We start from the raw sequence: 25,173 nt of genomic DNA, 5'->3' as shown, positions 1-25,173 counted from the left end.
CCAGGTTGTCCGACGACAGGAGCCCCATGATCACACCCCGCGATGCGTCCGATCTGGCCGCCCGGCAATCGACCCTGGCCCTTGCGCGGCAGGGTACGAAATTCTTCGGCCGCGAGCTGCACTCGCTCACCGATGACGAACTCGATGGCGACTCGCTTCTGCCGGGTTGGACCCGCCGTCACGTGGTGGCACACGTGGCATCCAACGCCCGGGCGCTGGGCCGACTGGCACAGTGGGCCGACACGGGCGTGGAGACCGTGATGTACGCCTCGCCGGAGGCGCGGAACGCCGAGGTCGCTGCGGGCAGCATCCTCCGCCCTGACGCGTTGCGTCGATCCTGGGCCGATTCGGCCGCCGACCTCGATCTCCGGTGGCAGAGTCTGCCGGCCGATCGCTGGTGTGCGCCGGTGCGGAACGGTCAGGGTGCCGCGATCCCACTGCGGGACAGCATCTGGATGCGCGCCCGCGAACTGTGGATCCATGCCGTCGACCTGGGCCACGGCGCCGGCTTCGAGAGTCTCCCCGGGGAGGTCCTCACGAGGCTGCTCGGCGATATCGTCGGAGCGTGGACGGCTCGCGGTGATGCCGACTACCGGCTCACCGCCACCGATTCGGCGCACGAGAGCTACGGCAGCGCGGATGCCGCCGAGCACGTCACCGGCAGCCTCGCCGACCTTGCCGCCTGGGCAGCCGGCCGGGGCAGTGGCGGCGTGGTGTCCAGCACGGGGGAGCCCTCAGCGGCCCCGCGCTGGCTCTGATCTGGCCTCAGTCCCCGCAGAGCGGCTTCGACCGGCTTCGACCGGCAGAGCCCGGCAGAGCCCGGCAGAGCCCGGCAGAGCCCGGCAGAGCGGCCACGACATGAAGAACGGCCCCGCACCTGGAGGTACGGGGCCGTTCTTCATTCATTCAGGCGGAGAGACTACTTGCCTGTCTTGCGGGCCGGCTTCTTCTCGGCCGGTGCCAGTGCTTCCACGGCCGCGCGACCGGCGCGGACCTCGTTGAACGAGGTGCCGTAGTAGGCGGCTTCCATGATCGTCTTCATGTCCGCGAGCATGGGCATCCGCGGGTTGGCGGGTGCACACTGGTCGCCGTAGGCGCCCATCGCGAGGGAATCGAGGCGACCGATGAAGTCCTGCTCGTCGACACCCTGAGCCTGGAAGGACGGCTTGATGCCGACCTGGTCGCGCAGCTTCTCGACGGCCTGTGCGTAGGACTCGATGCCCTCTTCAGGCGTCGAGGCCGGGAGGCCGAGGTGCTTGGCGATCTGCTGGAAACGCTCGGGAGCAATGTAGCTCTCGTACTTGGGCCAGCTGGTCAGCTTCGTCGGGATGAGGCCGTTGTAGCGGATCACGTGCGGCAGGTACGTCGCGTTCACCCGACCGTGGATCAGGTGGAGCTGCGCGCCGGTGACGTGAGCCATCGCGTGACAAATACCCAGGAAGGCGTTACCGAACGCCATGCCGGCGATCGACGAGGCGTTGTGCATCTTCTCGCGCGACTTGATGACGGCGGCATCCGTGCTGTTCGACGTGCCGTTGGCGCTCGTGACGATGTTCTCGAAGATGAGCTTGATCGCGTGCAGGCACAGGCCGTCGGTGAAGTCGTTCGCGTAGACGGAGACGTAGGCCTCGGTCGCGTGCGTCAGAGCGTCGAAGCCCGAGTCTGCTACCAGGAACGACGGCATCGCTGCGGTGAGCGACGGGTCGATGATCGCGACGGTCGGCAGGAGCGCGTAGTCGGCGAGCGGGTACTTCACTCCGGTCACTTCGTCCGTGATCACGGCGAAGGGGGTCATCTCAGAACCGGTACCCGACGTGGTCGGGATGCAGACGAGCTTGGCCAGTTCACCGAGGTCAGGGAACTTGAACGCGCGCTTGCGCACGTCGAAGAACTTTTCCTTCATGTCCGAGAATTCAATTTCGGGGTGTTCGTACAGCAGCCACATGACCTTCGCGGCGTCCATCGGCGAGCCTCCGCCGAGGGCGATGATCGTGTCCGGCTTGAACGCGCGCATTTCCTCTGCGCCCTTCTTGACGGCGGCGACGGTCGGCTCCGGGAGCACGTTGTCGATGATCTGCAGGGAGACGCGGTTCTCGCGACGGTTGAGCACGTCAAGGATCTTGTCGACGAAACCGAGCTTGGTCATGGTGGCGTCGGTCACGATGGTGACGCGCTCGACGTTGCGCATGTCCGCCAGGTAGCGAACGGCGTTCGGCTCGAAGTAGGTCTTTGCGGGAACCTTGAACCACTGCAAGTTGTTGTTCCTTCTGCCGATGCGCTTGACGTTGATGAGGTTGATCGCCGAGACGTTGTTCGAGACGGAGTTGTGTCCGTAAGAACCACACCCGAGCGTGAGCGACGGGATGAACGCGTTGTAGATGTCGCCGATGCCACCGAGCGAGCTCGGTGCGTTCGTGATGATCCGGACCGCCTTGACGCGGATTCCGAACTCCTCGATGATCGCCGGGTTTTCGCTGTGGATGGAGCCCGAGTGGCCGAGGCCGTCGAATTCAACCATCTGCTCGGAGAGCGAGATGCCCTCTTCCGCGTCCTTGGCGTGCAGCACGGCGAGAACCGGCGCGAGCTTTTCGCGGGTCATCGGCTCGTGCGGTCCGACTCCGCTGACCTCGACCAGGAGGATCGAGGTGTCCTCGGGAACGGTGAATCCGGCCTGCTGGGCGATCCAGACCGGCGACTTGCCGACGACGGCCGCGTTGAGCTTGGCCTCGCCGCAGTTGGTCGAGTTGGCCTGGACTCCGAAGATGTAGTCCTCGAGGAGGGTCTTCTCGGCCGGGGTCACGAGGTAGGTGTGAAGGCGCTTGAATTCCGTCATGGCCTCGTTGTAGAGGGGCTCTTCGATGATGACGGCCTGCTCCGACGCGCAGATCATGCCGTAGTCGAAGGCCTTGGAGAGCACGACGTCGTTGATGGCGCGCTTGAGCTTGGCGCTCTTCTCGATGAAGGCAGGAACGTTACCTGCACCGACGCCGAGGGCGGGCTTGCCGCAGGAGTAGGCTGCCCGAACCATGGCGTTACCACCGGTGGCGAGGATGGTTGCGACGCCCGGGTGGTTCATCAGCAGGCTGCTGGCCTCGAGTGAGGGCGTTTCGATCCACTGGATGCAGTTCGCCGGTGCGCCGGCGAGGATGGCGGCGTCACGCACGACGCGCGCTGCGGCCACGGAGGACTGCTGGGCGCCCGGGTGGAAACCGAAAACGATCGGGTTGCGGGTCTTCAGCGCGATCAGCGACTTGAAGATCGCGGTGGAGGTGGGGTTCGTGACGGGGGTCACACCGCAGATAACACCGACCGGCTCGGCGATTTCGGTGATGCCGGTAATTTCGTCGTGGCTGATGACACCGACTGTTTTAAGGTTCTGCATGGAGTTCGTAACGTGCTCACATGCGAAGAGGTTCTTCACGGCCTTGTCTTCGAAGACGCCGCGTCCAGTCTCTTCGACTGCGTGAACTGCCAGCTCAGCGTGCTTGCTGAGGGCGGCTACGGATGCTTTTTTAACGATGTGATCAATTTGCTCTTGCGTGAAGTTCGCGTAATCCAGAAGCGCGACCTGAGCGGCTTTAACCAGGGAGTCAATTTGAGTGGCAAGTGACTCGGTGACTGGTTTGTCGATTATTGTCATTGTGTCCCTTTTTGGCGGCCCAACTTGGGCTTATCGCCTCTTGTCTATAACCTTACGACTTCAGCCAGATGGTCGCATGTCAGGGGAGGCGTATTCGGCCTCCCCGAGACCGGGTCTCGGTAAGAGATATCCTGATCGAGGCACGTTTCTTCGGGCGTGACGGGTCCTTCGTTAATTGTCTGACAACTCTCCTCGCTTTGTCGGGTCGCGCGCGTGCACACGCGCGAAGTCCGCGCGTGCACACACGCGTGCGCACACTGTGCGCCAGCGCCGTTGGGACCGGGTAAGGCCGTTCAGCTGCCGAGACCGCGCACGGTGGCCACGGCACCCTCAACGGATGCGGCGGCGTGCGCGGCATCCGCTGCTGTCGTCGTGGAGGCGAGCGTGAACCGCACGGCGGTCTGGGCGACCTCGGCCGGGTAGCCCAGCGCGGTCAGAACGTGGGAGGGCTCGTCACTGCCTGCCGCGCAGGCCGACCCGCTGGAGCAGACGATGCCGCGCGCTTCGAGTTCGAGCAGCACAGCCTCGCCACTCGTTCCAGGGAAGACGAACGACGCGGTGCCGGGCAGACGCTCGGTCGGATGTCCGGTGAGGCGGGCGGACGGCGTGCCCGCCAGCACTGTGGCGATGAACGCGTCACGCAGGGCAATGATGCGGGGGGCAGCCTCCGCGCGCTCGGCCTCGGCCAGGCGCAGTGCGGTGGCCAATGCCAGAGCCCCCGGGACGTTCTCCGTGCCGCTTCGGCGCCCGCGCTCCTGGCCACCGCCGTGCAGCACCGGCTCGACTGCGATCCGCCGGCGGAGGAAGAGGACGCCGGTGCCGCTCGGCGCACCCAATTTGTGGCCGGAGATGCTCAGCGCGTCCACACCCAGGGCGCCGACGTCGACCGGAAGCCAGCCGGCAGCCTGGACGGCATCCGTGTGGAACGGCACCCGGGCAGAGCGGGCGAGTGCCGCGAGCTCGGTCAACGGTTGGAGGGTGCCGACCTCGTTGTTGGCGTACTGCACCGAGACGAGGGTGGTGTCCGCGCGCAGGACGCCGCGGAGCTGTTCCGGGTCGACCCGGCCGGAGACATCCGTGTCGAGGAGGGTGACCTCGAAGCCGTGCAGGCGTCGCAGATAATCGCAGGACTCGAGCACGGCCTCGTGCTCGATCGCCGTGGTGATGAGGTGGCGTCCGCGCGGGGCGCCGAGGGCGATGCCCTTGATCGCGAGATTGTCGGCCTCGGTGCCGCCGGTCGTGAAGACCACGTCCGCCGGGCGGCAACCGAGCACGTCGGCAACGCTCGCCCGTGCCTCGGCCAGGGCTGCGGCAGCAGCCTCGCCCACCCGGTGGTGGCTCGACGGGTTGCCGAATCGGCCGGCGAGCTGCTGCCAGAGCACCTCGAGCACCTCTCGGCGCACCGGGGTGGTCGCGGCGTTGTCGAGGTAGATCATGACGGCGTCCGATCAGCCCTCGGTGAGGATGACGACGTCGAGGCCGAGGTCGAGGGAGCGCACGCTGTGCGTGATGGCCCCGACCGAGATCACGTCGACGCCGGTGGCGGCGATGCCGCGCACGGTCGCCAGCGACACACCGCCGCTGGCCTCAACGAGAGCTCGGCCGTTCGTCAGGCGTACGCCCTCGCTCAGGTCGTCGAGCGAGAAGTTGTCCAGCATGATCGTGTCGACGCCGGCGGCGAGCACCGGCTCGATCTGGTCGATCCGGTCCACCTCCACCTCCAGGTGCGTGGTGTGGGAGATGCGGTCGCGAACCTGGCGGAGCGCCTCGGTGAGGTTGAGGCCGCCGGCGGTGAGCACAGCGAGGTGGTTGTCCTTGGCCATCACCGCGTCGGAGAGACTGAATCGGTGGTTGTGGCCGCCCCCGTCCCGCACGGCCGCGCGCTCCAGGACGCGCAGGCCGGGGGTGGTCTTCCGGGTGTCGACGATGCGGGCCCGGGTGCCCTCGATCTCGGCCACGTAGAGCGCGGTCAGAGTGGCGATCCCGCTCATCCGCTGCACGAAGTTCAGCCCGATGCGCTCGGCCTGCAGGATGCCGCGGGCGGACCCCGATACCTCGGCCAGGGCGTCGCCGGCCGCGAATGCCATGCCGTCTGCCACCAGCATCCGCACGACGATTCCTGCGTCGGTCAGCCGGAATGCCGATGCGAACACGGCCCCGCCGCTGAAGACCCCGGCCTCGCGCGCCACCAGCTGGGCGGTGGCAACGGCGTCCGCCGGGATGAGCACCTGCGAGGTCAGGTCACCCCAGGGGGCGTCCTCATCGAGTGCGGCGCGCACGACGGTGTCGATGGCGTTCATGGTCAGCATGCAATGGCCTCCTCGGCCTCGGTGAGGTGGTCCAGGTTCACGGTGCTGTTCATCTCGGCGGCGGTCTCCCCGGCGCCGCGGCTCCAGACGATGGAGTGGGCGAGCTCAGGGCGACTATCGGGAAAGTCCGAGCGGTGGTGGGCACCGCGAGATTCCTGCCGGGCCAGGGCCGAGGCCACAGTGACCCCCGCCAGGTCGAGCAGGTTGGCGTCCTCATATGCCCGAATACGCATATTCAGCGGGGCGGTGCCGTCGGGCTCCGGCCTCCGGGTCGCCCAGTCGGCCAGGGTGACGGATGCGGCGGCGAGTTTCGCCCCGCTCCGCAGCACTCCGGCACACTCCCACATCAGCTGCTGCACGGCCGCCCGATCCCCGGTGGTCGAGCCTGTCGAGACCGGGCCTCCGGTGGTCGAGCCTGTCGAGACCGGGCCTCCGGTGGTCGAGCCTGTCGTGACCGGGCCTCCGGTGGTCGAGCCTGTCGAGACCGAGGTCCCCCCATTCCGCACACCCCGTACCGGCAGGCGCAGCGCGCGCACCGCACGGTCGGCGAACACGGCGGCTTCGAGCAGGGAGTTGGACGCCAGCCGGTTGGCGCCATGAGCGCCCGTGCGGGCCGCTTCTCCCACCGCGAAAAGGCCGGGCAGGCTGCTGCGGCCCCAGATATCGGTGAGCACGCCGCCCATCCAGTAGTGCGCGGCCGGCGCGACCGGGATCGATTCAACGGCCCAGTCCAGGCCGGCCGCACGGCAGGCCGCGGTGATGGTCGGGAATCGTCGCTCAAGCAGCTCCCGGCCGAGACCGGTCGCGTCCAGCCGCACCGGAACGCCGCCCTGCCGGGCCATTTCCCGGGCGATGCCCCGGGCAACGACGTCGCGCGGGGCGAGTTCGCCGTCGGGGTGCACCTCGAGCATGAAACGGTGGCCGGCGGAGTTTCGCAGCACGGCGCCTTCCCCGCGCACCGCCTCGGACACCAGCGGGGTGCCGGGTACAGCGAGCGCGGTCGGGTGGAACTGGTAGAACTCGAGGTCGGACACGGATGCCCCGGCTCGCCACGCGGCCGCGACTCCGTCGCCCGTCGCCAGGGTGGGGTTCGTGGTGTGCGGGAACAGCTCGCCGGCGCCGCCCGTCGCCAGGATCACCGTGTCGGAGACCAGCGGGGTGAGAATCTCGTCGGGCCCGAGCAGTACGGCCCCGGTCACCCTCCCGTCCCGCACGGTCAGGTCCACCAGCATGGTGTGTTCCAGTATGTTCAGGCGGGCACCGGGGTCCCGCAGCGATCGGGCGGCGCGCTCCCGCACCGTCGCCACCAGGGCAGCCTCGATGGCGGCGCCGGTGGCGTCCCCGCCGGCGTGCAGCACGCGCGAGCGCGAATGGGCGGCCTCGAGACCCCGGGTCACCCCGGACTCGTCACGGTCGAAGTCGACGCCGAAGCGGATCAGATCGCGCACCCGGGCCGGCCCCTCGGAGCAGAGCACGCGCACCGCGACGGGGTCGCAGAGCCCGGCCCCGGCCCGCAGGGTGTCCTGAACGTGGGATTCGACGGAGTCGTCGGGGAACATGGCCGCGGCGATGCCGCCCTGGGCGTAACGGGTGTTGCTGTCGGGCAGGCCCGCCTTCGTGACGAGCGTGACCCGGTGGCCGGCATCCGTCGCCCGCACCGCCGCGATGAGTCCGGCCAGTCCGCTGCCGACGACGAGCACATGGGTCATGGTCAGGCTCCGCGCGAGACTGGCGGCTTCGCGGCGAGCATCCGCTCGAGCGCGATGCGGGCATTACCGGCGACGTCCAGGGGCACCTGAATCCGGTTCAGCACCTCGGGCGCACGGTCGGCCGTGCCCACAAGCGCCTCGAGCACCCAGGCCAGGTAGCCGGAGTGGATGCGATACATGGTGGAGCAGGGGCAGACCACAGGGTCGAGGCAGAAGATGGTGTGCTCGGGGTGCTCGGCGGCGAGGCGCTGCACCAGGTTGATCTCGGTGCCGATGGCGAACGTGGTTCCGGCCGGGGCTGCCTCGATGGCCTTTTTGATGAAGTCCGTGGAACCGTAGGAGTCGGCGGCGTCGACCACGCTCATCGGGCACTCCGGGTGCACGATCACTCTCACGCCGGGATGTTCCTGTCGCGCCACCGCGATCTGGTCCACCGTGAACCGCCGGTGCACGCTGCAGAATCCGTGCCAGAGCACGACCTGCGCGGCTTCGAGCTCCGCCGTGCTGTTGCCGCCCAGGGGCTTGCGCGGGTTCCACATCGGCATGCGGTCGAGCGGCACACCCATCGCCTTGGCCGTATTGCGGCCGAGGTGCTGGTCGGGGAAGAACAGCACTCGGCGGCCGCGTTCGAACGCCCACTCGAGCACGGTTTCGGCGTTCGACGACGTGCAGACGATGCCGCCGTGCTCGCCGCAGAACGCCTTGAGCGCGGCCGAGGAGTTCATGTACGTCACCGGGATCACGGGCACGCGGCCGTCGGCGTCAGGCTCGGTGCCGTAGAGGTCTTCGAGCTGCTCCCAGCAGTCGGTGACGGAGTCGATGTCGGCCATGTCGGCCATGGAGCAGCCGGCGGCGAGGTTCGGCAGGATGACGGCCTGATCCGCGGTGGAGAGCAGGTCGGCGGTCTCGGCCATGAAGTGCACACCGCAGAAGATGATCGCCTCGGCGTCGGGCCGGCTCTTCGTCGCCTGCGCCAGCTGGAAGGAGTCGCCCACGAAGTCCGCGTGCGCCAGCACCTCGTCGCGCTGGTAGAAGTGCCCGAGAATCACCACCCGGTCGCCGAGCGTGGCCTTGGCGGCGCGGATGCGCTCACCCAGTTCCTGCGTCGTCGCGCGACGGTAGACCTCGGGCAGGTCGCCCTGGCGTGGTGACCCGGTGGGGATGACGTCGCCCATCGACGCCCCGGGGCCGTAGCCCGGCGTGCCGGAATCGAACTCCCAGGGGGCGGTGACCAGGTCGGGGCTGCAGGTGCTTCCGGCGGCCGCTCCCGTGCTGATGAGTCGGATGGTCTGGTCGACCGATGCGATGGTCATGGGGTAACTCCTCGGTGTTCAGAAAAGCGGTGTTCAGAAAAGCGGTGTTCAGAAAAGCGGCGTTCAGACAAGGGGCGTTCAGGCAGGTTGTGCGTGGCCAGGGGGCCTGCGGGGCGGGTGGTCGTCATGCTTATCCGATCGCCGGCTCGAGTGCACCCGAATCGACCGCGTGCACGGAGTCGTTGTAGCGGTACAGCCGCGGCGGGCGGTGCGGCACCCCGGCGACGCGCTGGCCGGTGTCGACGACCGTGCCCGACGATTCGATCGTTCGCCGGAAGTTGGCCGGGTCGAGCGCCTTCTGCAGCACGGCCTCGTGCACCTCCCGCAGCTGCGCGAGAGTGAACGTCTCGCCCAGGAATGCGTGCGCGATGCGGGAATACTCGACCTTCGTGCGCAGGCGCCAGAGGGCGTACTCGACGATGCGGTTGTGGTCGAAGGCCAGCGGCGGCAGATGGTCGGCGGAGAACCACTGCACGTTCTTGTCCACGACCGCCAGGGCGGCCTCGTCGGACTCCACGAGTGCCCAGTAGACGACCGAGACCACCCGGCCGCCGGGGGAGCGGCCCGGATCACCGAACGTGTAGAGCTGTTCGAGGTATTTGGGGGTCAGCCCGGTGGTTTCGCGCAGGGTGCGGGCGGCGGCGCCGGCCAGTTCCTCGTCGGTCGGCAGTCCGCCGCCGGGGAGTGCCCACTGGTCGAGGTAGGGCTCGCGGGTGCGGCGCACGAGCGGCAGCCACAGGGTCGAGAAACCCGACTCAAGGTCCGGCCGCAGGGCGAAGATGACCGTCGACACGGCGAGGGCCGCCCCGATCTGTCCGTTCATCCGCACCATCCACTCGGTAAAGGTCAATCTGACTCTAACTGAATGGGACCATCTTATAGTCAGACTGACCAGAAGTCACGCGCCTGGGGCGGGTGACGGGGAGGGCGGGGACTCCGTCAGGCCGCCCGGTCAGCGGCCCTGCGGCACGGATGCCGGTGGGAGCACAGCAGCGCGGCGGGCGTTCCTGCCGGTGAGACCCCAGATCGTGACCCGACCCATGGCCTCGGCCACGATCGAGCCGCTCATCTTCGAGGATCCGAGGGTGCGTTCCACGAATGTGATCGGAATCTCGACCACCGTGAGCCCGGCCCGCACCGCACGCAGCAGCATGTCGATCTGGAAGCAGTAGCCCAGGCTGTCGACACTGGACAGGTCCATGCGCTCGAGCGCGTGGGCGGAGTAGACGCGGTAACCGCCGGTGACGTCACGCTGGCGCAGGCGCAGCAGAACGCGCGAGTAGACGGAACCACCCCGAGACAGCAGGCGGCGGTGCCACGGCCAGTTCTCGACCGCGCCGCCGGTCACCCAGCGCGAGCCCAGCACCACGTCGGCCGCATCCGTCGCCCTCAGCAGCGCCGGCAGCTGTTCGGGGAGGTGCGATCCGTCGGCATCGAGCTGCACCAACCGTTCGTAGCCGCGGGACAGACCCCAGGTGAACGCTTCGAGGTAGGCGGCGCCGAGGCCCTCCTTCCGAGTGCGGTGCAGCGTGTGTACCTGGGAATCCGCGGCGGCCAGCGCGTCGGCCAGCGCTCCCGTGCCGTCGGGGGAGGAATCATCCACCACGAGCACGTCGCCCGCCGGCACGCTCGCCCGCACTCGGCCCACGATCGACGCGATATTGTCACGTTCGTTGTAGGTCGGGATGATGATCAGGGTCCGAGCCATGGAGCTACCTTGCCATTTCGATGATGAGCGTGCGGTTCAGCAGGGTCGACGACGTGACCGTGAAGCCGAGTTGCTGCAGGCTGCGGATGTCGTCCCCGCGTCTATTCTCGCCGCTGCCCTCGTACTGCAGCACCCAGACCCGGTCGGTTCCGGTGAGCCGGTCGGTGACGTCGGCCAGAGGCAGCGTCACATCCCACAGGGCGTCGGTCGAGTCGAAGGAGCGGCCCAGGGTGACGTCGTTCAGTCCCGCGAAGGCGTCCGGGTACACGTGCAGGGCCAGCCGGGGTTTCCGCGACGGTCTCACACTCTCGTCGAACACGACCGCATCGCCCGGCTGGGCGCCGGCCCGCACGACCTCGGCCGCCTGACGCAGGTCGGCGCCGTAATTCTTGCCGAATTCGCTGCGCTGGTCGAGGTAGCTGGGCAGGGCCAGCGCCGCGATGAGCACGAGGGCCGCGGCCTGAGTCCAGCGTGGCCGCAGGCAGGCGATCCCCACGGCGATGGCGATCGCGGCGGCCGGTGTGCAGACCGACAGGTACCGTAGCGAGTACATCGGGGTGATGAGCTGTGTGCCGATCAGGAGTGCTGCGCTCGGCAGGATCATCCAGGCCAGCATCACCGCCAGAGCGGCCCTGGTGTTCGGCCCCGCCGATTCGACCATGGGCACGGCGAACCGACCGCGGCCGGTCACGACCAGGCCGGCGAACACCAGCACGACGGCCACCAGCACCAGACCCCAGGCCAGAATCGCCAGGGACGTGTTGCCGAACCACTGGTACACCGCGGCGGTCAGCACCGCGATCGGAGGGCGGCGCCCGATGAAGGCGATCTGGTCCCGCTGCTCGATACTGGCCAGCATCACGGGTGCGGCCAGGGCGAGGCCGGCGGCGGTCGCCAGCACCCAGGCGCGAAGGCTCGCCATCCTGGCACCTGCGTTCGGCGTCAGCAGCAGCACGGCGAGGCCGAGAACCGGAACCAGGAGCAACACATAGAGGAAGAAGTAGATGCCGGCGGCCAGCAACAGGGAATAGCCGCCCCAGAGCGCGAACCGCGTGCCGGCATCCAGGTCGCGGTCGCGCAGCAGGCGCACCAGCAGCACGGTCAGCCAGACGGCGACCGCCGTGGCGATGGCGGTGGAGCGTGCCTCCGCGCCCATATAGGTCACCCGCGGGAGCACCGCGAAGACGAGGGCTGCGATCACGCCGACCCGGGTGGAGATCAGGGTGCGGGCCAGCGCGAACGTCCCGGCCGTCGCGACGCCGACGGCCAGGGCGCTCAGGGCCCTGGTCGACAGTTCGGAGGACCCGAAGAGGTCGATCCAGACGTGCAGAACGAGGTAGTAGGCGCCGTGCACGGCATCGACATTCCCGAGCAGCGCGAACAACCCGGGAATCGACCGTTCCGCCGACATGACGCTGGCCGCCTCGTCGCCCCAGAACGACGGCTGCCATGACCCGGCCACCGACACGAGAAAGCCGAACAGACCGAGGAGCGCTGCCAGCCCACCCGTTCGACCCGGGGGACGGGTCGGCGCTTCGGTGCGAGCGAGGCGGGAAACCACAGACGGGGAGGACACGCATACACGTTAGGCCACCTCGCTGAACCCTGATACCCGGTCGGGCAGGGCTGCCTGCGGGTGTCGACGGGCAGACGGGCACGGATGCGGCGGGCCGGTTCGCGGTTTCCCACGGCGGCTAGGCTGGCGGCATGATCGATCCCCGCGTGACCCGCGCTGTCGCAGCCGTCGATCCCGGCGCCCACCCCGTGGGGTCTGGTGTGGGAGTGGCCGTGGCCCAATTCGCCCCCGGTCCCGACCAGGCCGCCAACCTCTCCGTCATGCGCGCGCTCGCCGGGACGGCCGTCGCCCGCGGGGCCCGGCTGATCGTCTTCCCCGAATACTCAGCGTTCTTCGAGCCGGTGATGGGGCCGTCCTTCGCCGCAGCGTCCGAGCCGCTCGACGGGGCCTTCGTCGCGGCCCTGGGGACGATCGCCGCCGATCTCGGCGTGCATGTCGTGGCCGGCATGCTCGAGACGACCGACGACCCGGACCGATTCTCGAACACGCTCGTTGCCCTGGACCCGGCCGGCCGCCTGGTCGCGAAGTATCGCAAACTGCACCTCTACGATGCGTTCGGCGACCGCGAGTCCGACTGGGTGCTGGCCGGACCGGTGCAGGAGCCCGAGACGTTCCAGGTGGCGGGGGTGCGGGTGGGCATGCAGACCTGCTACGACATCCGTTTTCCGGAGGTCACGCGACGCCTGGTCGACGTGGGGGTCGAGCTTGTTCTGGTGCCCGCGGAATGGGTGCGGGGCCCATTGAAGGAACAACACTGGCGCACCCTGCTGACCGCGCGGGCCCTGGAGAACACCGTCTACGTGGCCGCGGCCGACCACGCGCCGCCGGTGGGAGTCGGCAACAGCATGGTGGTCGACCCGATGGGTGTGGAACTGGTCACGATCGGCGAGACGACGGATGTCGCGGTCGCCTGGGTGGCGACGGAGCGGCTGGAATCCGTGCGCGCCCGCAACCCCGCGCTGGCGCTGCGCCGGTTCACCGTGGTTCCACGCTGACGGGACGTACGATCAGAGGTCGGTGGCGATGGTGTCCTGCGAGGCAGGCGCGGCGCGCACCGTGAACTTCTGGTCCGGGCGCTGGCTTCGCTCGGATCGTTCCGGCCGTTCGGGCTCGGCCATCGCCCGCTCCTCGCCCGTGGCAACCAGACCCTGCGAGCTGTTCGCGGAACGGGTGAGCTGCGCGAGCCAGAGCGGGTTGATGCTGGGCGGCTGGCCGCCGGAGAACTTGAAGTACAGGGGGATGGCCGGATGCAGCCAGGCGGAACTGCGACCGTTCCCGGCTTCGGCGGCGTTGCGCCAGGAGAGCAGGAAACTCTCCCCGCGGCGAAGTTTCTGCACGATCACGATCTGGAGATGTGCCAGAATCCGGTCGTCGAACTCAACCGTGACTCTGTCATACGTCAACGAACCCATGGCGCGCCGCTCTCAATCGATAGGGCTGTGCAGAAGGCCGCCCACAGCGAGTGGCCTCCTGAGGAATGATCCTCAGTTTGGTCGTATTGATCCCGGTTGACAAGTGAATCCGCCACGCCGCCGCGATCGCCCCCTACTGCGGGACGGGTGGCTGCAGGAGGCCGTGCAGCACCACATCGATCTCGGCGCTGAGAACCCGGGGCAGATCCGTCGCGGTCGAGCGCCCGATGCTCGCACGGATCAGTTCCATATGCAGCACCGAGAACACGGTGCGCGCCGCCAGCGAGGCATCCGTTCCCGGTCGGAGGCGCTCGACGCCGGGCATCGTGCCGTCGAAGCTGAGGAGCGCCGTTCCGATCGCCTCTTCCAGCTGATCGACCAGGGTCAGTGCCTCGGAGCGATACGGTCCCGGTTCGCCGAAGAGGATCTCACGCTGGTAGACGGCCGTATTCTCCCGGTGGCGGGCCCCTGCGGTGACCAGCGGCCCCAGCAGGGCCATGATCCGGGTGCGCGGGTCCGAGCCGGCCGCCGCAGGCTCGTGCTCCAGGCTGCGGCGCCAGTCGTCGTTGAAGACCATCAGGAGCAGCTCCGCCTTCGATGAGGCATACCGGAAGAGGGTGCCGATGGCGACATCCGCCCGGTCGGCGATGTCCTGTGTCGTCACCGCGGAGTAGCCCCGCTCGGTGAACAGGGCCGCCGCGGCGGTGTGGATGCGGGACTGCTTGTCCTGCTTGTTGCGCTCCCGCCGACCGGGGGCGACGGCGCTCGTCGGAGCCTCGTTCGGGGCGGCGCTGGTCGCCTGGCTGTGATCCATCGCCTTCAGCCTAGGCGGCGGACCGGCTTCGGCAGTCGGACAAAAGAAAGGAGTACGCTCATTTATGAGTTACTTATAATTTCAAATCAGGAGTTGGTCATCATGGGTCGGGTTCAAGGCAAAGTCGCACTGATCAGTGGGGGCGCTCGGGGGATGGGTGCATCGCACGCCCGGCGTCTGCTTTCCGAGGGAGCGCAGGTCGTCATCGGGGACCTCCTCGACGACGAGGGAGCCGCCCTCGCGGCGGAACTGGGTGAGAATGCGCGCTACGTGCACCTCAACGTCACGGAGGAGGCGGACTGGACGCAGGCGGTGACCTTCACAGTCGAGACCTTCGGCGGCCTCGACGTGCTCGTCAACAACGCCGGCATCGCCAGCGCGGCCCCGATCGAGAACTTTCCGATCGACGTGTGGACGCGCACCCTGGAGATCAACCTCACCGGCACGTTCCTCGGAATGCGCGCCGCCATCCCGGCACTGTCCCGGCGGGGCGGCGGATCGATCGTCAACGTCTCCTCGGTGGAAGGGCTCCTGGGCAGTGCGGGGCTGCACGCCTACGTCGCATCCAAGTTCGGCGTTCGCGGCATCACGAAGTCGGTCGCACTGGACGTGGCGCCTCTCGGCATCCGGGTCAACTCGATTCACCCGGGGTTCATCGAAACGGCGATGACCAAGTCCCTCGACGTGAACATGGTCGAGATCCCCCTCCGTCGCGGGGCGAAGCCTGAAGAGGTCTCGAGCCTGGTGCTGTACCTGGCCAGCGACGAGTCCAGCTACTCGACCGGAGCCGAGTTCGTGATCGACGGCGGGCTGACGATCGGAATCCCGCACAACTGACCACGCAGGCCCGGCACAAGGTGTCGCAGCGTGGCGAAGGGCTTCTCCACGTGCGCGAAATGACCGGTGCCGGGCATTGTGGTGTGCTCGAAGCGGGGGATGACAGCATGGAGCCGCGCAGCATCCGTGTGCGCGACGAAGATGTCGGCGTCACCCTGCACCGCACGCACCGCGCACTGGATCCGGGACCACGACCGGTCGGCGTCGTAGCCCCCGGCCAGATCGGATGCCACGGCGAAGGCGTGCGGGCGCAGCTCGGTGGCGAGCGCACCGACCACGCTCTCGTGCAGCAGCTGCGGACGACGAAAGAGCGGAGCCGCAAGTAAGCGCAGCAGGTTCGTGCGGTGGAGTAGTCGGATCAGGACGTCACCATGGCGCCCGGCCCAGGCAAGAGCCCGCATCACCGGCAGCAGGGCGCCATACCCGGGCAGCGCGGCGAATCGGGCGACCGGGTGCCGCACGGTGTCGATGACCGAATAGGTGGTGGCCGAGACGAGGCCGACGAACGCGGTCGACCGGGTTTCGCAGGCGGCAAGTTCGAGGGCGACGAAGCCGCCCAGGGAATGGCCGATCACGCTCCACGACGTGTAACCGAGTGCCCGGGCGATCTCGGCGACGGCGGCCGCGGTCGCCTCGATCGAGCGGGAGGGCCCATCGGCCGGGAACGGCGAATCGCCCCAGCCGGGGAGGTCGGGGATGATCAGGTCGGTCAGGGCCAGCCCGGAGGCGTCGGCTGCGGCCAGCAGCGGCGTCCACGTGGTCCACGAACCGGCGGCGCCGTGCAGCAGGATCGTTGCCGTGGTGCTGCCGGTGCGGCGGCCGTGCCGAACCGAGACGGTGGTCCGGCTCAGGCGCATGGAACTCGTCGTGAGCCGCAGGCTGCGGGCATCCTTTGTCAGCGGGAACGGGCAGTAGGCACCCTGGTCCGGTACTTTCGGCGCCGGGGGGATCCGGCTCGGCAGGACCCGCGGATAGGTGGTCGGCCTGGTCTGGGCGAGGATGCTCATGGGGGTGGTTCGTCACGGCCGCCGCTGTGGATTGCCCGTTGTCATTCGCGGAACGGAATATGTGAGGGATCGGTGCCGTTGCCATCAGGGGGAACCTGCTTCCCCAGGCCGGCTGCGGCGCACGCGTCCCGATGGCACCCCTGCCCCACAGAAAGAGCTATTCGTGAATCTTTTCTCCCCGCTGACCCTCGGTGACCTGCAACTGCCCAACCGGCTCGTGATGGCGCCGCTGACCCGGGTGCGTTCCGGCATCGAAGGTGTGCCCGGCCCCCTCGTCGTGGAGCACTACAAGCAGCGCGCGTCCCTCGGCCTGATCGTGACCGAGGGTACCTACCCCAGCCACGCGGGCCAGGGTTTCCCGGGCCAGCCCGGCCTCGTGACCCCCGAGCAGATCGCCGGCTGGACCAACGTGGCCGACGCCGTGCACTCCGCCGGCGGGCGCCTGGTCGCCCAGGTCATGCATGCCGGTCGCGTCACGCACGAAGGCACGAACGGCGGCCGCGAAGTCGTGGCACCCAGCGCCATCGCCATTGCGGGTGAGACCCGCACCTACGAGGGCAAGGCCGCCTACCCGGTGCCGCACGCCCTCACGACGGACGAACTCCCCGGCGTGATCGCGGACTTCGTGCAGGCCTCCCGCAACGCCATCGCCGCCGGACTCGACGGCGTCGAGATCCACTCCGCGAACGGCTACCTGCTGCACGAGTTCCTGTCTCCCGCCTCCAACCAGCGCGACGACATCTACGGCGGCTCGCCGGAGAACCGCGCGCGCTTCGTCGTTGAGGTCGTCACCGCGGTGGCCGAGGCTATCGGTGCCGGCCGGGTGGGCATCCGTGTCTCCCCAGAGCACAACATTCAGGACGCCCTCGAGACGGATGCCGCCGATGTGCTGGCGACGTACGGCGCCCTGGCCGACGCACTCGCCCCGCTGGGACTGGCCTACCTGAGCGTCCTGCACCGCGAGCCGGCCGGTGACCTCGTGCAGCAGTTGCGGACCCGTTTCGGAGGTCCCCTCCTGGTCAACAGCGGTTTCGGCGAGGTCACCAACCGGGACGAGGCGATGGCCATCATCGCCGACGACCTGGCCGATGCTGTCGTCGTCGGACGTGCCGTGATCGCCAACCCCGACCTGGTCGCCCGCTGGCTCAAGGACCTGCCGCTGAACGCGCCCGATCCGCTCACCTTCTACGGTGCCGGAGCCGAGGGCTACACGGACTACCCGGCCCTGGCGCACTAGCACCAGCTTCCCGGCCCTCTGGCCTGACCTCATCCCGGCCCTCATCCGGCCCGGCCCTCATCCCGACCCGGCCCTCATCCAGCTCCGGCCATGTGCATAACTCCTGCAATTTCTGAAGCGTTCGCGCCCCACCCCCGGAATTCCGGGGTCGGGATGTCGGCGCCGACGAAATTGCAGGAGTTATGCACGAGGAAGCCGGGCTCCCGGCAGACTGCGGGCACGGCCGGGAGGCTACGGGGGCTGCCGGCTGTTACCGGGGGACGAGGCCTGCCAGTTGTGCGGTGGCGCGCTCGAGCACGTCCACCTTCTTGCAGTAGGCGAAGCGCACCAGCGAGGAGAACTCCGGACGGTGCGCTGCGGAGCAGAACGCGCTGATCGGCACCGCCACCACCCCGGCCAGGTCGGGCAGCGCCCGGCAGAGCTCGGCTCCGTCGGTGTAGCCGAGCGGCGCGGCATCCGCCACGATGAAATACGACCCCTGCGGCCGGCTGACTGCGAAGCCCGCCGCGGTCAGCCCTCGTTCGAGCACGTCCCGCTTGGCCTCAAGGTCGGCGGCGATGCCGGTGTAGAAGCTGTCCGGCAGGTCGAGGCCCCGAGCGATCGCGGGCTGGAATGGCGCACCGTTCACATAGGTGAGGAACTGCTTCACGGCGAGGATCGCAGTGACCAGGGAAGCCGGTGCGGTGAGCCAGCCGATCTTCCAGCCGGTGGTGCTGAAGGTCTTGCCACCGGAGGAGATCGTGATCGTGCGTTCGGCCGCGCCCGCCAGCGCCGCAACCGGAAGGTGGGGAACACCGAAAGTGAGGTGCTCGTAAACCTCGTCGGTCACGATGAGGGCGTCGTGCCGGTGCGCGAGGGCAACGATGAGCTCGAGAGTCTCGGGCGGCAGCACGGTGCCCGTGGGGTTGTGCGGGTTGTTCACGATGATCAGCCGGGTGCGGTCGGTGATCGCGGCGCGGAGATCATCGGGGTCCGGCTGGAAGTCGGGCGCCCGCAGGCGCACAGTTCGATGGATGCCGCCGCCCAGCGCAATCAGACCCCCGTAGGCGTCGTAGAACGGCTCCAGGGTGACCACCTCGTCGCCCGGCTCGATCAGAGCGAGAATGGTGGCGGCCAGCGCCTCGGTGGCGCCCGCCGTCACCAGGACTTCGGTGTCCGGGTCGACGGACAAGCCGTAGAAACGGTGCTGGTGACGCGCAATGGCACCGCGTAGCACGGGCAGACCACGCCCCGGCGGGTATTGGTTCACCCCGTCGGAAATCGCCTGGCGTGCGGCCTCGAGCACCTCAGCCGGACCGTCTTCGTCGGGAAAACCCTGACCCAGGTTGATGGCACCGGTGCGCAGGGCGAGGGCGCTCATCTCCGCGAAAATACTCGCGGCGACGCTGCCGTCTTGCGCCAGCAGCCCGGCCCCCCGGGCCGTGCGTCGCCAGGCTCCGGAGATTGTCATCGTGTCACCTGCATTCCTCCAAACTACGACATGTGGATAGTTCGAGCGCCGCCGGGCCGGATGCCCTAGGTTGGCCGGATGCGGACCGTCACGCGTCACCTCAGCCTGAGCCTGGTGCTGCTCGCCGCGCTGTCACTCGCCGGCTGCGCCCCCGAGCCGGCACCGCAGGCATCGGAGACGACCGCGCCAACGGATGCCCCCGTCTTCGCCTCGGACGCCGAGGCCCTCGCCGCGGCCACAGAGGCCTATGCGGCGTACCTGGCCATGTCGGACAAGATCCTTGCTGAGGGTGGAAATGATCCCGATCGTATCCGTGCATTTGCGAGCCAGAAGCTGGCCGAGATTGAGATGGAAGGCTATGCCAACTTCCGTTCCAAGGGGCTCAAGAGCGTGGGTGAGAGTCGGTTTTCGGATTTGATCCTCCAAGACGAGAGCCCATCAGATATAGCTGGACTCGGCGCGGTCACGACGTACCTATGCTCTGATGTCTCACAAGTGGACGTTGTGGATACGAATGGGGTCTCCGTGGTCGCGGATTCTCGACCGGATTTCACTCCGTTCATCGTGTCTTTTGATCTCGTCTCTCGGGACCCAGTCGCGCTCATCGTGGCCAGCGCCGATGTCTGGGAGGGCGCAGGAGTATGCACCTGAATTGGACGCTCGTCGCTTTCATGATTGCAGCCTCAATATCCGTGGCGGTGCTCTCACAACCAGCTCACGCTGAAACCGGTTCCTGCAGCCGTGCGGACGTTCAAATTGGGGGTTGCCCGGCGGCGAATGGTGCCATCAACAACGGCGGAGTGGACCTGTCGGCGGGGTACGAGACCGGCGGCGGCCAGGCATCCGGCGGCCAGGAGGCCGACGGCGGGTCAGGTTCCGGCGGTGAGGGCGACGGGAGCGGCGACGGGAACGGCCCCGGGGGCGGCGCTCCGGGGGCCGCACCCGTAGCCGATCCGCTGACGGTCGTGCGGGACGACTTCACGGTCGGCTGTATCCCCGGGTCGCCGTGTGATCCCAATCTCATCGTGCGGGTCAGCGACCTCGTCAACTTCCAGCCGTCGGCGCCGACCCAGGCGATGGAGCCTCGCGGCTGGAGCGTGGTGGGGTTGCCTGCGAACTTCATCGCCGCAGCATCCGTTCACACACTGTCGGGCACACTGCTGGGGTTTCCGGCTGAGGTGCGCTTCACCCCGATCGGCTACCGCTGGTCATACGGCGACGGGGCGGAGGCCCGCACCACGGGGGGCGGGGCAACCTGGGCGGCGCTGGGCCTGCCGGAGTTCTCCGATACCGCGACCAGCCACGTGTTCCGCCGTGCGGGCGTCTACTCGGTGCAGGCCTCGGCCGTCTACTCGGCTGAGTTCCGGTTCGCCGGCCCCTCCTGGCGCGCGGTTCAGGGTACGCTGCCGGTGTCGGCCGGCCCCCTCGGCGTGACCGTGGGCGACGCTCGCACGGTGCTCGTCAACCGAACCTGCACCACGAATCCGGCCGGTCCGGGCTGCTAACCGCGGGGATCGACGGGGTGCGGACCAAGTCACGGCTTCGTCATTGAACGCTCCCAGCTTGCGCATAGCATTCGTACAGGTTCACGCGTCAAGGTGGAATCGCTTGGAAGGAGCACCCATGACCGACAACACACCGGAAACCGGCTCATCACCCGACTCCGACAAAGACGCAGTTCCGTTCGAAGTGAACGCGGCCGGCGAGGCCAACGCCCCGGTGCAGCCCACCTCCGTCAATTCCTCCCCGAGTACCCCCACCGCCCCCACCCCGGCGGATGAGCAGGCGACCGAGGTCATCGCACCCGATTCCCTGCCCACGGGCGCTCAGCCGGCACCTGCCCAGCCTGCCGCCGCTCAGCAGCCCGCTTCGGCCACCCACCCGACACAGTCATACGCCACGGATGCCTTCGGCCGCCCGATCCAGGGTGCACCGTCCCCGAGCACCCAGAACGCCTACGCGCCGACCGCGGCCCCGCAGGCCTACGCCCAGCAGAACGGTCAGACCGGATACCCCGCCGATCAGGCCGGCGCTGCCCGCAAGGCCCCCCGTCGCTCGGGAAACGTCGCCCTGATCGCGGCCCTCGCCATCGGAGCACTCGTCGGCGGGGCATCCGGCGCCGGCGTCACCGCGTTCATGCTCACCAGCCAGAGCAGCGGCATCCCGGTGAGCGAGGCCAGCGGCCCCAGCAGCGTCGTGGTCAACAACACGGACAGTGTCAACCAGATCACCGCCGTCGCGGCCAAAGCCACGCCCAGCGTCGTCACCATCAGTGCGTCCAGCGACGGCTCGGGCGGAACCGGATCCGGCGTCATCCTGAGCGAAGACGGTTACATTCTGACCAACACCCACGTGGTCACCCTCGATGGCGCCGCCTCCGACGCCGCGCTCCAGGTCACCGGCAGTGACGGTAAGCTGTACACCGCCACCCTCGTCGGCACCGACCCGATCTCTGACCTCGCCGTGATCAAGCTCGACGACGTCAGCGGGCTGACGCCGATCAAGTGGGCCGACTCCAGCAAGCTCAACGTCGGCGACACGGCCATCGCCATCGGAGCCCCGCTCGGCCTCTCCGGCAGCGTCACCGACGGCATCGTGAGCGCGCTCAACCGCAGCATCTCGATCGCCTCCTCGGCCGCACCGTCCACCCCGGACAGGACCGAACCCGACGACCAGAGCCCGTTCTTCTTCGACCTGCCCGACCAGAACGGCGGCCAGGCTCAGGCTCCCTCCACCGGCAGCATCTCGCTCTCGGTGATCCAGACGGATGCCGCGATCAACCCCGGCAACTCCGGCGGCGCCCTGCTCAATTCCAAGGGTGAACTGATCGGCATCAACGTCGCCATCGCCAGCGCCGGCGGAGACTCGGCTGCGGCCGGCAGCATCGGCGTGGGTTTCTCGATCCCGTCCAACCTGGCCAAGCGCATCTCCGACGAACTGATCGCCACCGGCTCTGCCAGCCACGGCCTCCTCGGCGCCAGCGTCACCAGCGCGGCCGGCAGCGAGGGGAGCACCACCGTCGGCGCCCTGATCAGCGAGGTCTCGCAGGGCGGTGCGGCCGACAAGGGCGGCCTGAAGGCAGGCGACATCGTCACCAACCTGAACGACGTTCCGATCACCGACGCGAACGACCTCACCGCCCAGGTGCGCGCTCTTGCTGCAGGCGAGAAGGCCGACGTGACCTATGTGCGCGACGGCAAGTCGGTCACCGTCTCCGTCACGCTCGGCGAGCTCACCAGCTGACCCCTGCTCCTTCACAGCACCCGCTGCGCCTTCGGTGATTCCACCGGCGGCGCAGTCGGCGTTAACGGGCCTGATGCGGGCTCTAAAGGGGTGGCTGGTAGGCTCGGACATCCCTCCAGAAGAATGGAACTATGACCAGCCAGGAGCCCACTTCCGGAGTCAAATCCCTGCTCGGGATTTCCTATGTGATGCCGGTCCTGAACGACGTGACGCATGTGCGCGCCGCCGTGACCAGCCTGCTTCGTCAGGACTATGAGGGACCGTTCGAGGTCACTCTGGCCCTCGGCCCGAGCATCGACGGAACGACCGAACTGGTCGAGGAGATGGCGGCGGTCGATCCGCGCATCCGTATCGTCGCCAATGAGATCGGTTCCACCCCGGCCGGACTGAACACCGCCATTCGCGCTTCGCAGTATCCGGTCGTCATTCGCGTCGACGCCCACTCGGTACTGCCGTCGGACTATGCCCGCATCGCGGTCGAGACCCTGGAGCGCACCGGTGCCGACAATGTCGGCGGTGTGATGGACGCCCAGGGTGAGCAACCGTTCCAGAAGGCCGTCGCCCGCGCCTACGGCACAAAAATCGGGCTCGGCGGAACGCCCCTGCATGTGGGCGGGCCGGAAGGCGCGGCGGAAACCGTGTACCTGGGGTGTTTCCGGATGGACGGCATCGTGCGGGTCGGTCTCTTCGACGAGGGCATCAAACGCGGCCAGGACTGGGAACTCAACCGGCGGCTGCGGGAGGCCGGGGGCGTCGTGTGGTTCACGCCCCGGCTCCGGGTCGTCTACCGGCCGCGCCCGAGCCTGGCCCGGCTGGCCCGGCAGATGGTCTCCACCGGCCTCTGGCGGGGCGAGCTCGCGCGCCGCTATCCGGCGTCCAACGGCATCCGTTACTTCGCGCCGCCCGTAATGGTCCTGGGCGTCTCGGTCGGAATCCTGGCCGGAGTGGCCGGTCTGGTTCAGCTGGTCACCGGGGTGACCCCGTGGCTGCTGCTCGGGTTCCTGATCCCCGCGGCCTATCTGCTCCTCGTGGCCATGGCCACGGTGCTCGTCACCCGGCCGGACGGGTTTCGTGCCGGGGTGTGGTTTCTCGTAGTCTTGCCCTGCATTCACTTCTGCTGGGGGATCGGCTTCCTGCTCGGGTATTTGAAACTCACCACCAACATCACGGCCCATACCGGAAGGCAACCATGACGTCAGCGAATCCCGCGGCGGCTCGCCCCTCCTCGATCGACGAACTCCGCCGGGTGGCCCAGCCGCCCGAGGTGCGGCTGCGGGCGAACGCCGAGCACTGGACGGCGTCGCTCTACCTGCGCGACATCTCCCCGTACCTGACCTGGATGCTGCTGAAGACCCGCATCTCCGCGAACGGGGTCACCGGCCTGATGATCCTGGTCGGCTGGTCCACGGCCGCAGCCCTGCTCATCCCCGGCATCTGGGGTGCGTTGCTCGCGCTGGTGCTCGGGCAGCTGCAGATGCTGGTCGATTGCTCCGACGGCGAGGTCGCCCGGTGGCGCCGACAGTCCTCCCCAGCCGGCGTGTTCCTCGACAAGGTCGGGCACTACACGACCGAGGCCCTCATCCCGATCGCATTCGGCATCCGGTGCGCCTTCTACCCGTTCGAAGCTCCGGCCGACTTCCTCTGGACGACCCTCGCCCTGCTGCTCGCCCTGATCATCGTGCTGAACAAGGCGCTCAATGACATGGTGCACGTGGCCCGTGCGAACGCGGGGATGACGAAGCTCGCCGATCGCAAGCATGAGCAGACGCCGACGTCCAGCCTCATCGCCCGTGCCCGGCGCCTGGCCCGATTCCTCCCGTTCCACCGGCTGTACCACTCGGTCGAACTGACCATGCTGATCTTCGTCGCCGCGGTCGTCGGCAGCTTCCTTGGTGAGCCGACGGTCGACAGGTTCGTGCTGGTCGCGCTCGTCCCGCTGGCTTTCATCTCGCTGGTGGGCCACTTCGTGGCCATCATGGCGTCCAAACGTGTCCGGTCCTGACGCGTCTCCGGTCAGCCGCACCGTGCCGACCGTGGGGGTCGTACTGCTCACGCAGGGCACCAGACCCGATGACCTGACCCGCGGCATCCGGAGCATACTGGCCCAGAAGGGCGTACTCCTGGACGTGGTGTGCGTGGGCAACGGCTGGCAGCCGACCGGCCTGCCCGCCGAGGTGAAGACCCTCGGGCTGCCCGAGAACCTGGGCATCCCGGCCGGCCGTAACCGGGGCGTGTCCCAGGTCTCCGGGCAATATCTGTTCTTCCTCGATGACGACGCGAGCATCCCGGACCCGAATTTCCTGCGTGATGCCATTGCGGTGCTGGTCGCTGACCCGACCATCGGACTCCTCCAGCCCCGGGTGGTGGACCCGACCGGGATCGAATCGCCTCGCCGCTGGATCCCGCGAATCCGCAAGGGCGAAGCCACGCAGTCCAGCAATGTCTTCTCGGTGTGGGAAGGTGCCGTGCTGCTTCCCCGGGCCGTCTTCGACGCCACCGGGGGCTGGGCCGAACCGTTCTTCTACGCCCACGAGGGCATCGAGCTGGCCTGGCGGGTGTGGGATTTGGGGCTGCGCGCCTGGTACGCCGGCGAGCTGGAAGCCAACCACCCGGTCATCCAGCCCACCCGCCACGCCGACTACTACCGCCTGAACGCCCGCAACCGGGTCTGGCTGGCCCGGCGAAACCTCCCGGCCCTGCTGGTGCCCGTCTATGCCGGGTCATGGCTCCTGATCCAGCTGCTGCGGTGGGCGCGCACGCCGAGTGCCCTGCGTGCCTGGCTCGCCGGGTTCCGCGAGGGCTGGACCACCGACCCAGGGGAGCGGCGTCCGCTGAAGCTACGCACGGTGTGGCGGATGACGCGGGCCGGCCGGCCACCTGTCGTCTAACGATTCCGTCGTCAAGATCCCCTTCGGGGG

The 25,173-nt window shown here is 68.3% G+C and carries 22 protein-coding genes; 10 read left to right on the top strand and 12 right to left on the bottom strand.

Features of this window, described 5'->3' with window-relative positions; all coding sequences use genetic code 11:
* The first annotated feature begins 26 nt into the window (after positions 1 to 26).
* Positions 27 to 758: a maleylpyruvate isomerase family mycothiol-dependent enzyme gene (locus tag E3T49_RS11345; protein ID WP_134425006.1), complete on the top strand. Its 732-nt coding sequence runs from the start codon at positions 27 to 29 to the stop codon at positions 756 to 758.
* Between the two features lie 161 nt (positions 759 to 919).
* Here the strand turns inward: E3T49_RS11345 and adhE are convergent, their stop codons facing one another.
* The 8 genes from adhE to E3T49_RS11305 form a co-directional block, all read right to left on the bottom strand.
* Entirely contained in the window at positions 920 to 3,640 is a 2,721-nt protein-coding gene (gene adhE, locus E3T49_RS11340) for a bifunctional acetaldehyde-CoA/alcohol dehydrogenase (RefSeq protein WP_134425005.1), read from the bottom strand.
* Between the two features lie 293 nt (positions 3,641 to 3,933).
* Positions 3,934 to 5,076, bottom strand: a complete 1,143-nt coding sequence (locus E3T49_RS11335; RefSeq protein ID WP_134425004.1) for a cysteine desulfurase family protein — start codon at positions 5,074 to 5,076, stop codon at positions 3,934 to 3,936.
* A 12-nt stretch (positions 5,077 to 5,088) separates the two neighbouring features.
* Positions 5,089 to 5,949, bottom strand: a complete 861-nt coding sequence (nadC, locus tag E3T49_RS11330; protein WP_134425003.1) for a carboxylating nicotinate-nucleotide diphosphorylase — start codon at positions 5,947 to 5,949, stop codon at positions 5,089 to 5,091.
* Positions 5,943 to 7,658, bottom strand: coding sequence for an L-aspartate oxidase (nadB, locus tag E3T49_RS11325; protein WP_134425002.1), 1,716 nt, complete (start codon positions 7,656 to 7,658; stop codon positions 5,943 to 5,945). The genes nadC and nadB overlap by 7 nt, the downstream gene beginning before the upstream one ends.
* 2 nt (positions 7,659 to 7,660) lie before the next feature.
* Entirely contained in the window at positions 7,661 to 8,971 is a 1,311-nt protein-coding gene (gene nadA / locus E3T49_RS11320) for a quinolinate synthase NadA (RefSeq protein WP_134425001.1), read from the bottom strand.
* Positions 8,972 to 9,101: 130 nt separating this feature from the next.
* Positions 9,102 to 9,803 carry an NUDIX hydrolase gene (locus E3T49_RS11315; protein ID WP_420898548.1) on the bottom strand — a complete coding sequence of 234 codons (702 nt, stop codon included), beginning with the start codon at positions 9,801 to 9,803 and terminating at the stop codon, positions 9,102 to 9,104.
* A 120-nt stretch (positions 9,804 to 9,923) separates the two neighbouring features.
* Positions 9,924 to 10,679 (bottom strand): polyprenol monophosphomannose synthase, encoded by a 756-nt coding sequence (locus tag E3T49_RS11310; RefSeq protein WP_134424999.1) that lies wholly within the window; start codon positions 10,677 to 10,679, stop codon positions 9,924 to 9,926.
* Positions 10,680 to 10,683: 4 nt separating this feature from the next.
* Positions 10,684 to 12,255, bottom strand: a complete 1,572-nt coding sequence (locus tag E3T49_RS11305) for a glycosyltransferase family 39 protein (RefSeq protein WP_134424998.1) — start codon at positions 12,253 to 12,255, stop codon at positions 10,684 to 10,686.
* 131 nt (positions 12,256 to 12,386) lie between these two features.
* On the opposite strand from E3T49_RS11305, the gene E3T49_RS11300 reads away from it, so the two are divergent.
* Positions 12,387 to 13,250 carry a carbon-nitrogen hydrolase family protein gene (locus tag E3T49_RS11300; protein ID WP_134424997.1) on the top strand — a complete coding sequence of 288 codons (864 nt, stop codon included), beginning with the start codon at positions 12,387 to 12,389 and terminating at the stop codon, positions 13,248 to 13,250.
* Positions 13,251 to 13,262: 12 nt separating this feature from the next.
* On the opposite strand, the gene E3T49_RS11295 is transcribed toward E3T49_RS11300, so the two are convergent.
* On the bottom strand, positions 13,263 to 13,667 hold the full coding sequence (locus tag E3T49_RS11295; RefSeq protein WP_241972782.1) for a DUF7882 family protein: 405 nt from the start codon (positions 13,665 to 13,667) through the stop codon (positions 13,263 to 13,265).
* Positions 13,668 to 13,800: 133 nt separating this feature from the next.
* Positions 13,801 to 14,481: a TetR/AcrR family transcriptional regulator gene (locus E3T49_RS11290; RefSeq protein WP_134424996.1), complete on the bottom strand. Its 681-nt coding sequence runs from the start codon at positions 14,479 to 14,481 to the stop codon at positions 13,801 to 13,803.
* Positions 14,482 to 14,583: 102 nt separating this feature from the next.
* On the opposite strand from E3T49_RS11290, the gene E3T49_RS11285 reads away from it, so the two are divergent.
* Positions 14,584 to 15,318: a glucose 1-dehydrogenase gene (locus E3T49_RS11285; protein ID WP_134424995.1), complete on the top strand. Its 735-nt coding sequence runs from the start codon at positions 14,584 to 14,586 to the stop codon at positions 15,316 to 15,318.
* On the opposite strand, the gene E3T49_RS11280 is transcribed toward E3T49_RS11285, so the two are convergent.
* Entirely contained in the window at positions 15,255 to 16,325 is a 1,071-nt protein-coding gene (locus E3T49_RS11280; protein WP_241972780.1) for an alpha/beta fold hydrolase, read from the bottom strand. The genes E3T49_RS11285 and E3T49_RS11280 overlap by 64 nt on opposite strands.
* Before the next feature lie 163 nt (positions 16,326 to 16,488).
* Between E3T49_RS11280 and E3T49_RS11275 the strand changes: the two genes are divergently transcribed.
* Entirely contained in the window at positions 16,489 to 17,562 is a 1,074-nt protein-coding gene (locus E3T49_RS11275) for an alkene reductase (RefSeq protein ID WP_134424994.1), read from the top strand.
* Positions 17,563 to 17,812: 250 nt separating this feature from the next.
* Here E3T49_RS11275 and E3T49_RS11270 read toward each other — a convergent pair whose 3' ends face one another.
* A complete protein-coding gene (locus E3T49_RS11270) occupies positions 17,813 to 19,012 on the bottom strand; it encodes an aminotransferase class I/II-fold pyridoxal phosphate-dependent enzyme (protein ID WP_134424993.1) in 1,200 nt (399 codons plus the stop codon).
* Between the two features lie 78 nt (positions 19,013 to 19,090).
* Here E3T49_RS11270 and E3T49_RS11265 point away from each other — a divergent pair, with 78 nt between their 5' ends.
* The 6 genes from E3T49_RS11265 (at position 19,091) to E3T49_RS11240 (ending at position 25,143) form a co-directional block, all read left to right on the top strand.
* Positions 19,091 to 19,663 carry a hypothetical protein gene (locus tag E3T49_RS11265; RefSeq protein ID WP_134424992.1) on the top strand — a complete coding sequence of 191 codons (573 nt, stop codon included), beginning with the start codon at positions 19,091 to 19,093 and terminating at the stop codon, positions 19,661 to 19,663.
* 149 nt (positions 19,664 to 19,812) lie between these two features.
* A complete protein-coding gene (locus E3T49_RS11260) occupies positions 19,813 to 20,517 on the top strand; it encodes a hypothetical protein (RefSeq protein WP_134424991.1) in 705 nt (234 codons plus the stop codon).
* A 118-nt stretch (positions 20,518 to 20,635) separates the two neighbouring features.
* Positions 20,636 to 22,255 carry a S1C family serine protease gene (locus E3T49_RS11255; protein WP_134424990.1) on the top strand — a complete coding sequence of 540 codons (1,620 nt, stop codon included), beginning with the start codon at positions 20,636 to 20,638 and terminating at the stop codon, positions 22,253 to 22,255.
* Positions 22,256 to 22,386: 131 nt separating this feature from the next.
* The gene (locus E3T49_RS11250; protein ID WP_166785530.1) at positions 22,387 to 23,448 is read left to right on the top strand and encodes a glycosyltransferase family 2 protein; all 1,062 of its coding nucleotides are present in this window, start codon (positions 22,387 to 22,389) and stop codon (positions 23,446 to 23,448) included.
* The gene (locus E3T49_RS11245; RefSeq protein WP_134424989.1) at positions 23,445 to 24,257 is read left to right on the top strand and encodes a CDP-alcohol phosphatidyltransferase family protein; all 813 of its coding nucleotides are present in this window, start codon (positions 23,445 to 23,447) and stop codon (positions 24,255 to 24,257) included. The genes E3T49_RS11250 and E3T49_RS11245 overlap by 4 nt, the downstream gene beginning before the upstream one ends.
* On the top strand, positions 24,244 to 25,143 hold the full coding sequence (locus tag E3T49_RS11240; RefSeq protein WP_134424988.1) for a glycosyltransferase family 2 protein: 900 nt from the start codon (positions 24,244 to 24,246) through the stop codon (positions 25,141 to 25,143). Before E3T49_RS11245 ends, E3T49_RS11240 begins: the two co-directional genes overlap by 14 nt.
* Positions 25,144 to 25,173: the final 30 nt, after the last annotated feature.

This window comes from Cryobacterium cryoconiti (assembly GCF_004403065.1).
In the GTDB taxonomy this organism is placed as follows: domain Bacteria; phylum Actinomycetota; class Actinomycetes; order Actinomycetales; family Microbacteriaceae; genus Cryobacterium; species Cryobacterium cryoconiti.
This window is presented reverse-complemented; position numbering and strand designations above follow the sequence as displayed.

Coding starts and splice junctions, on each gene's coding strand:
- nadC (WP_134425003.1), bottom strand. CDS start 5,949: ATGCTGACCATGAACGCCATCGACACCGTCGTGCGCGCCGCACTCGAT.
- E3T49_RS11335 (WP_134425004.1), bottom strand. CDS start 5,076: ATGATCTACCTCGACAACGCCGCGACCACCCCGGTGCGCCGAGAGGTG.
- E3T49_RS11285 (WP_134424995.1), top strand. CDS start 14,584: ATGGGTCGGGTTCAAGGCAAAGTCGCACTGATCAGTGGGGGCGCTCGG.
- E3T49_RS11345 (WP_134425006.1), top strand. CDS start 27: ATGATCACACCCCGCGATGCGTCCGATCTGGCCGCCCGGCAATCGACC.
- adhE (WP_134425005.1), bottom strand. CDS start 3,640: ATGACAATAATCGACAAACCAGTCACCGAGTCACTTGCCACTCAAATT.
- E3T49_RS11315 (WP_420898548.1), bottom strand. CDS start 9,803: ATGGTGCGGATGAACGGACAGATCGGGGCGGCCCTCGCCGTGTCGACG.
- E3T49_RS11300 (WP_134424997.1), top strand. CDS start 12,387: ATGATCGATCCCCGCGTGACCCGCGCTGTCGCAGCCGTCGATCCCGGC.
- E3T49_RS11265 (WP_134424992.1), top strand. CDS start 19,091: ATGCGGACCGTCACGCGTCACCTCAGCCTGAGCCTGGTGCTGCTCGCC.
- E3T49_RS11270 (WP_134424993.1), bottom strand. CDS start 19,012: ATGACAATCTCCGGAGCCTGGCGACGCACGGCCCGGGGGGCCGGGCTG.
- nadB (WP_134425002.1), bottom strand. CDS start 7,658: ATGACCCATGTGCTCGTCGTCGGCAGCGGACTGGCCGGACTCATCGCG.
- E3T49_RS11250 (WP_166785530.1), top strand. CDS start 22,387: ATGACCAGCCAGGAGCCCACTTCCGGAGTCAAATCCCTGCTCGGGATT.
- E3T49_RS11290 (WP_134424996.1), bottom strand. CDS start 14,481: ATGGATCACAGCCAGGCGACCAGCGCCGCCCCGAACGAGGCTCCGACG.
- E3T49_RS11280 (WP_241972780.1), bottom strand. CDS start 16,325: ATGAGCATCCTCGCCCAGACCAGGCCGACCACCTATCCGCGGGTCCTG.
- E3T49_RS11255 (WP_134424990.1), top strand. CDS start 20,636: ATGACCGACAACACACCGGAAACCGGCTCATCACCCGACTCCGACAAA.
- nadA (WP_134425001.1), bottom strand. CDS start 8,971: ATGACCATCGCATCGGTCGACCAGACCATCCGACTCATCAGCACGGGA.
- E3T49_RS11310 (WP_134424999.1), bottom strand. CDS start 10,679: ATGGCTCGGACCCTGATCATCATCCCGACCTACAACGAACGTGACAAT.
- E3T49_RS11245 (WP_134424989.1), top strand. CDS start 23,445: ATGACGTCAGCGAATCCCGCGGCGGCTCGCCCCTCCTCGATCGACGAA.
- E3T49_RS11295 (WP_241972782.1), bottom strand. CDS start 13,667: ATGGGTTCGTTGACGTATGACAGAGTCACGGTTGAGTTCGACGACCGG.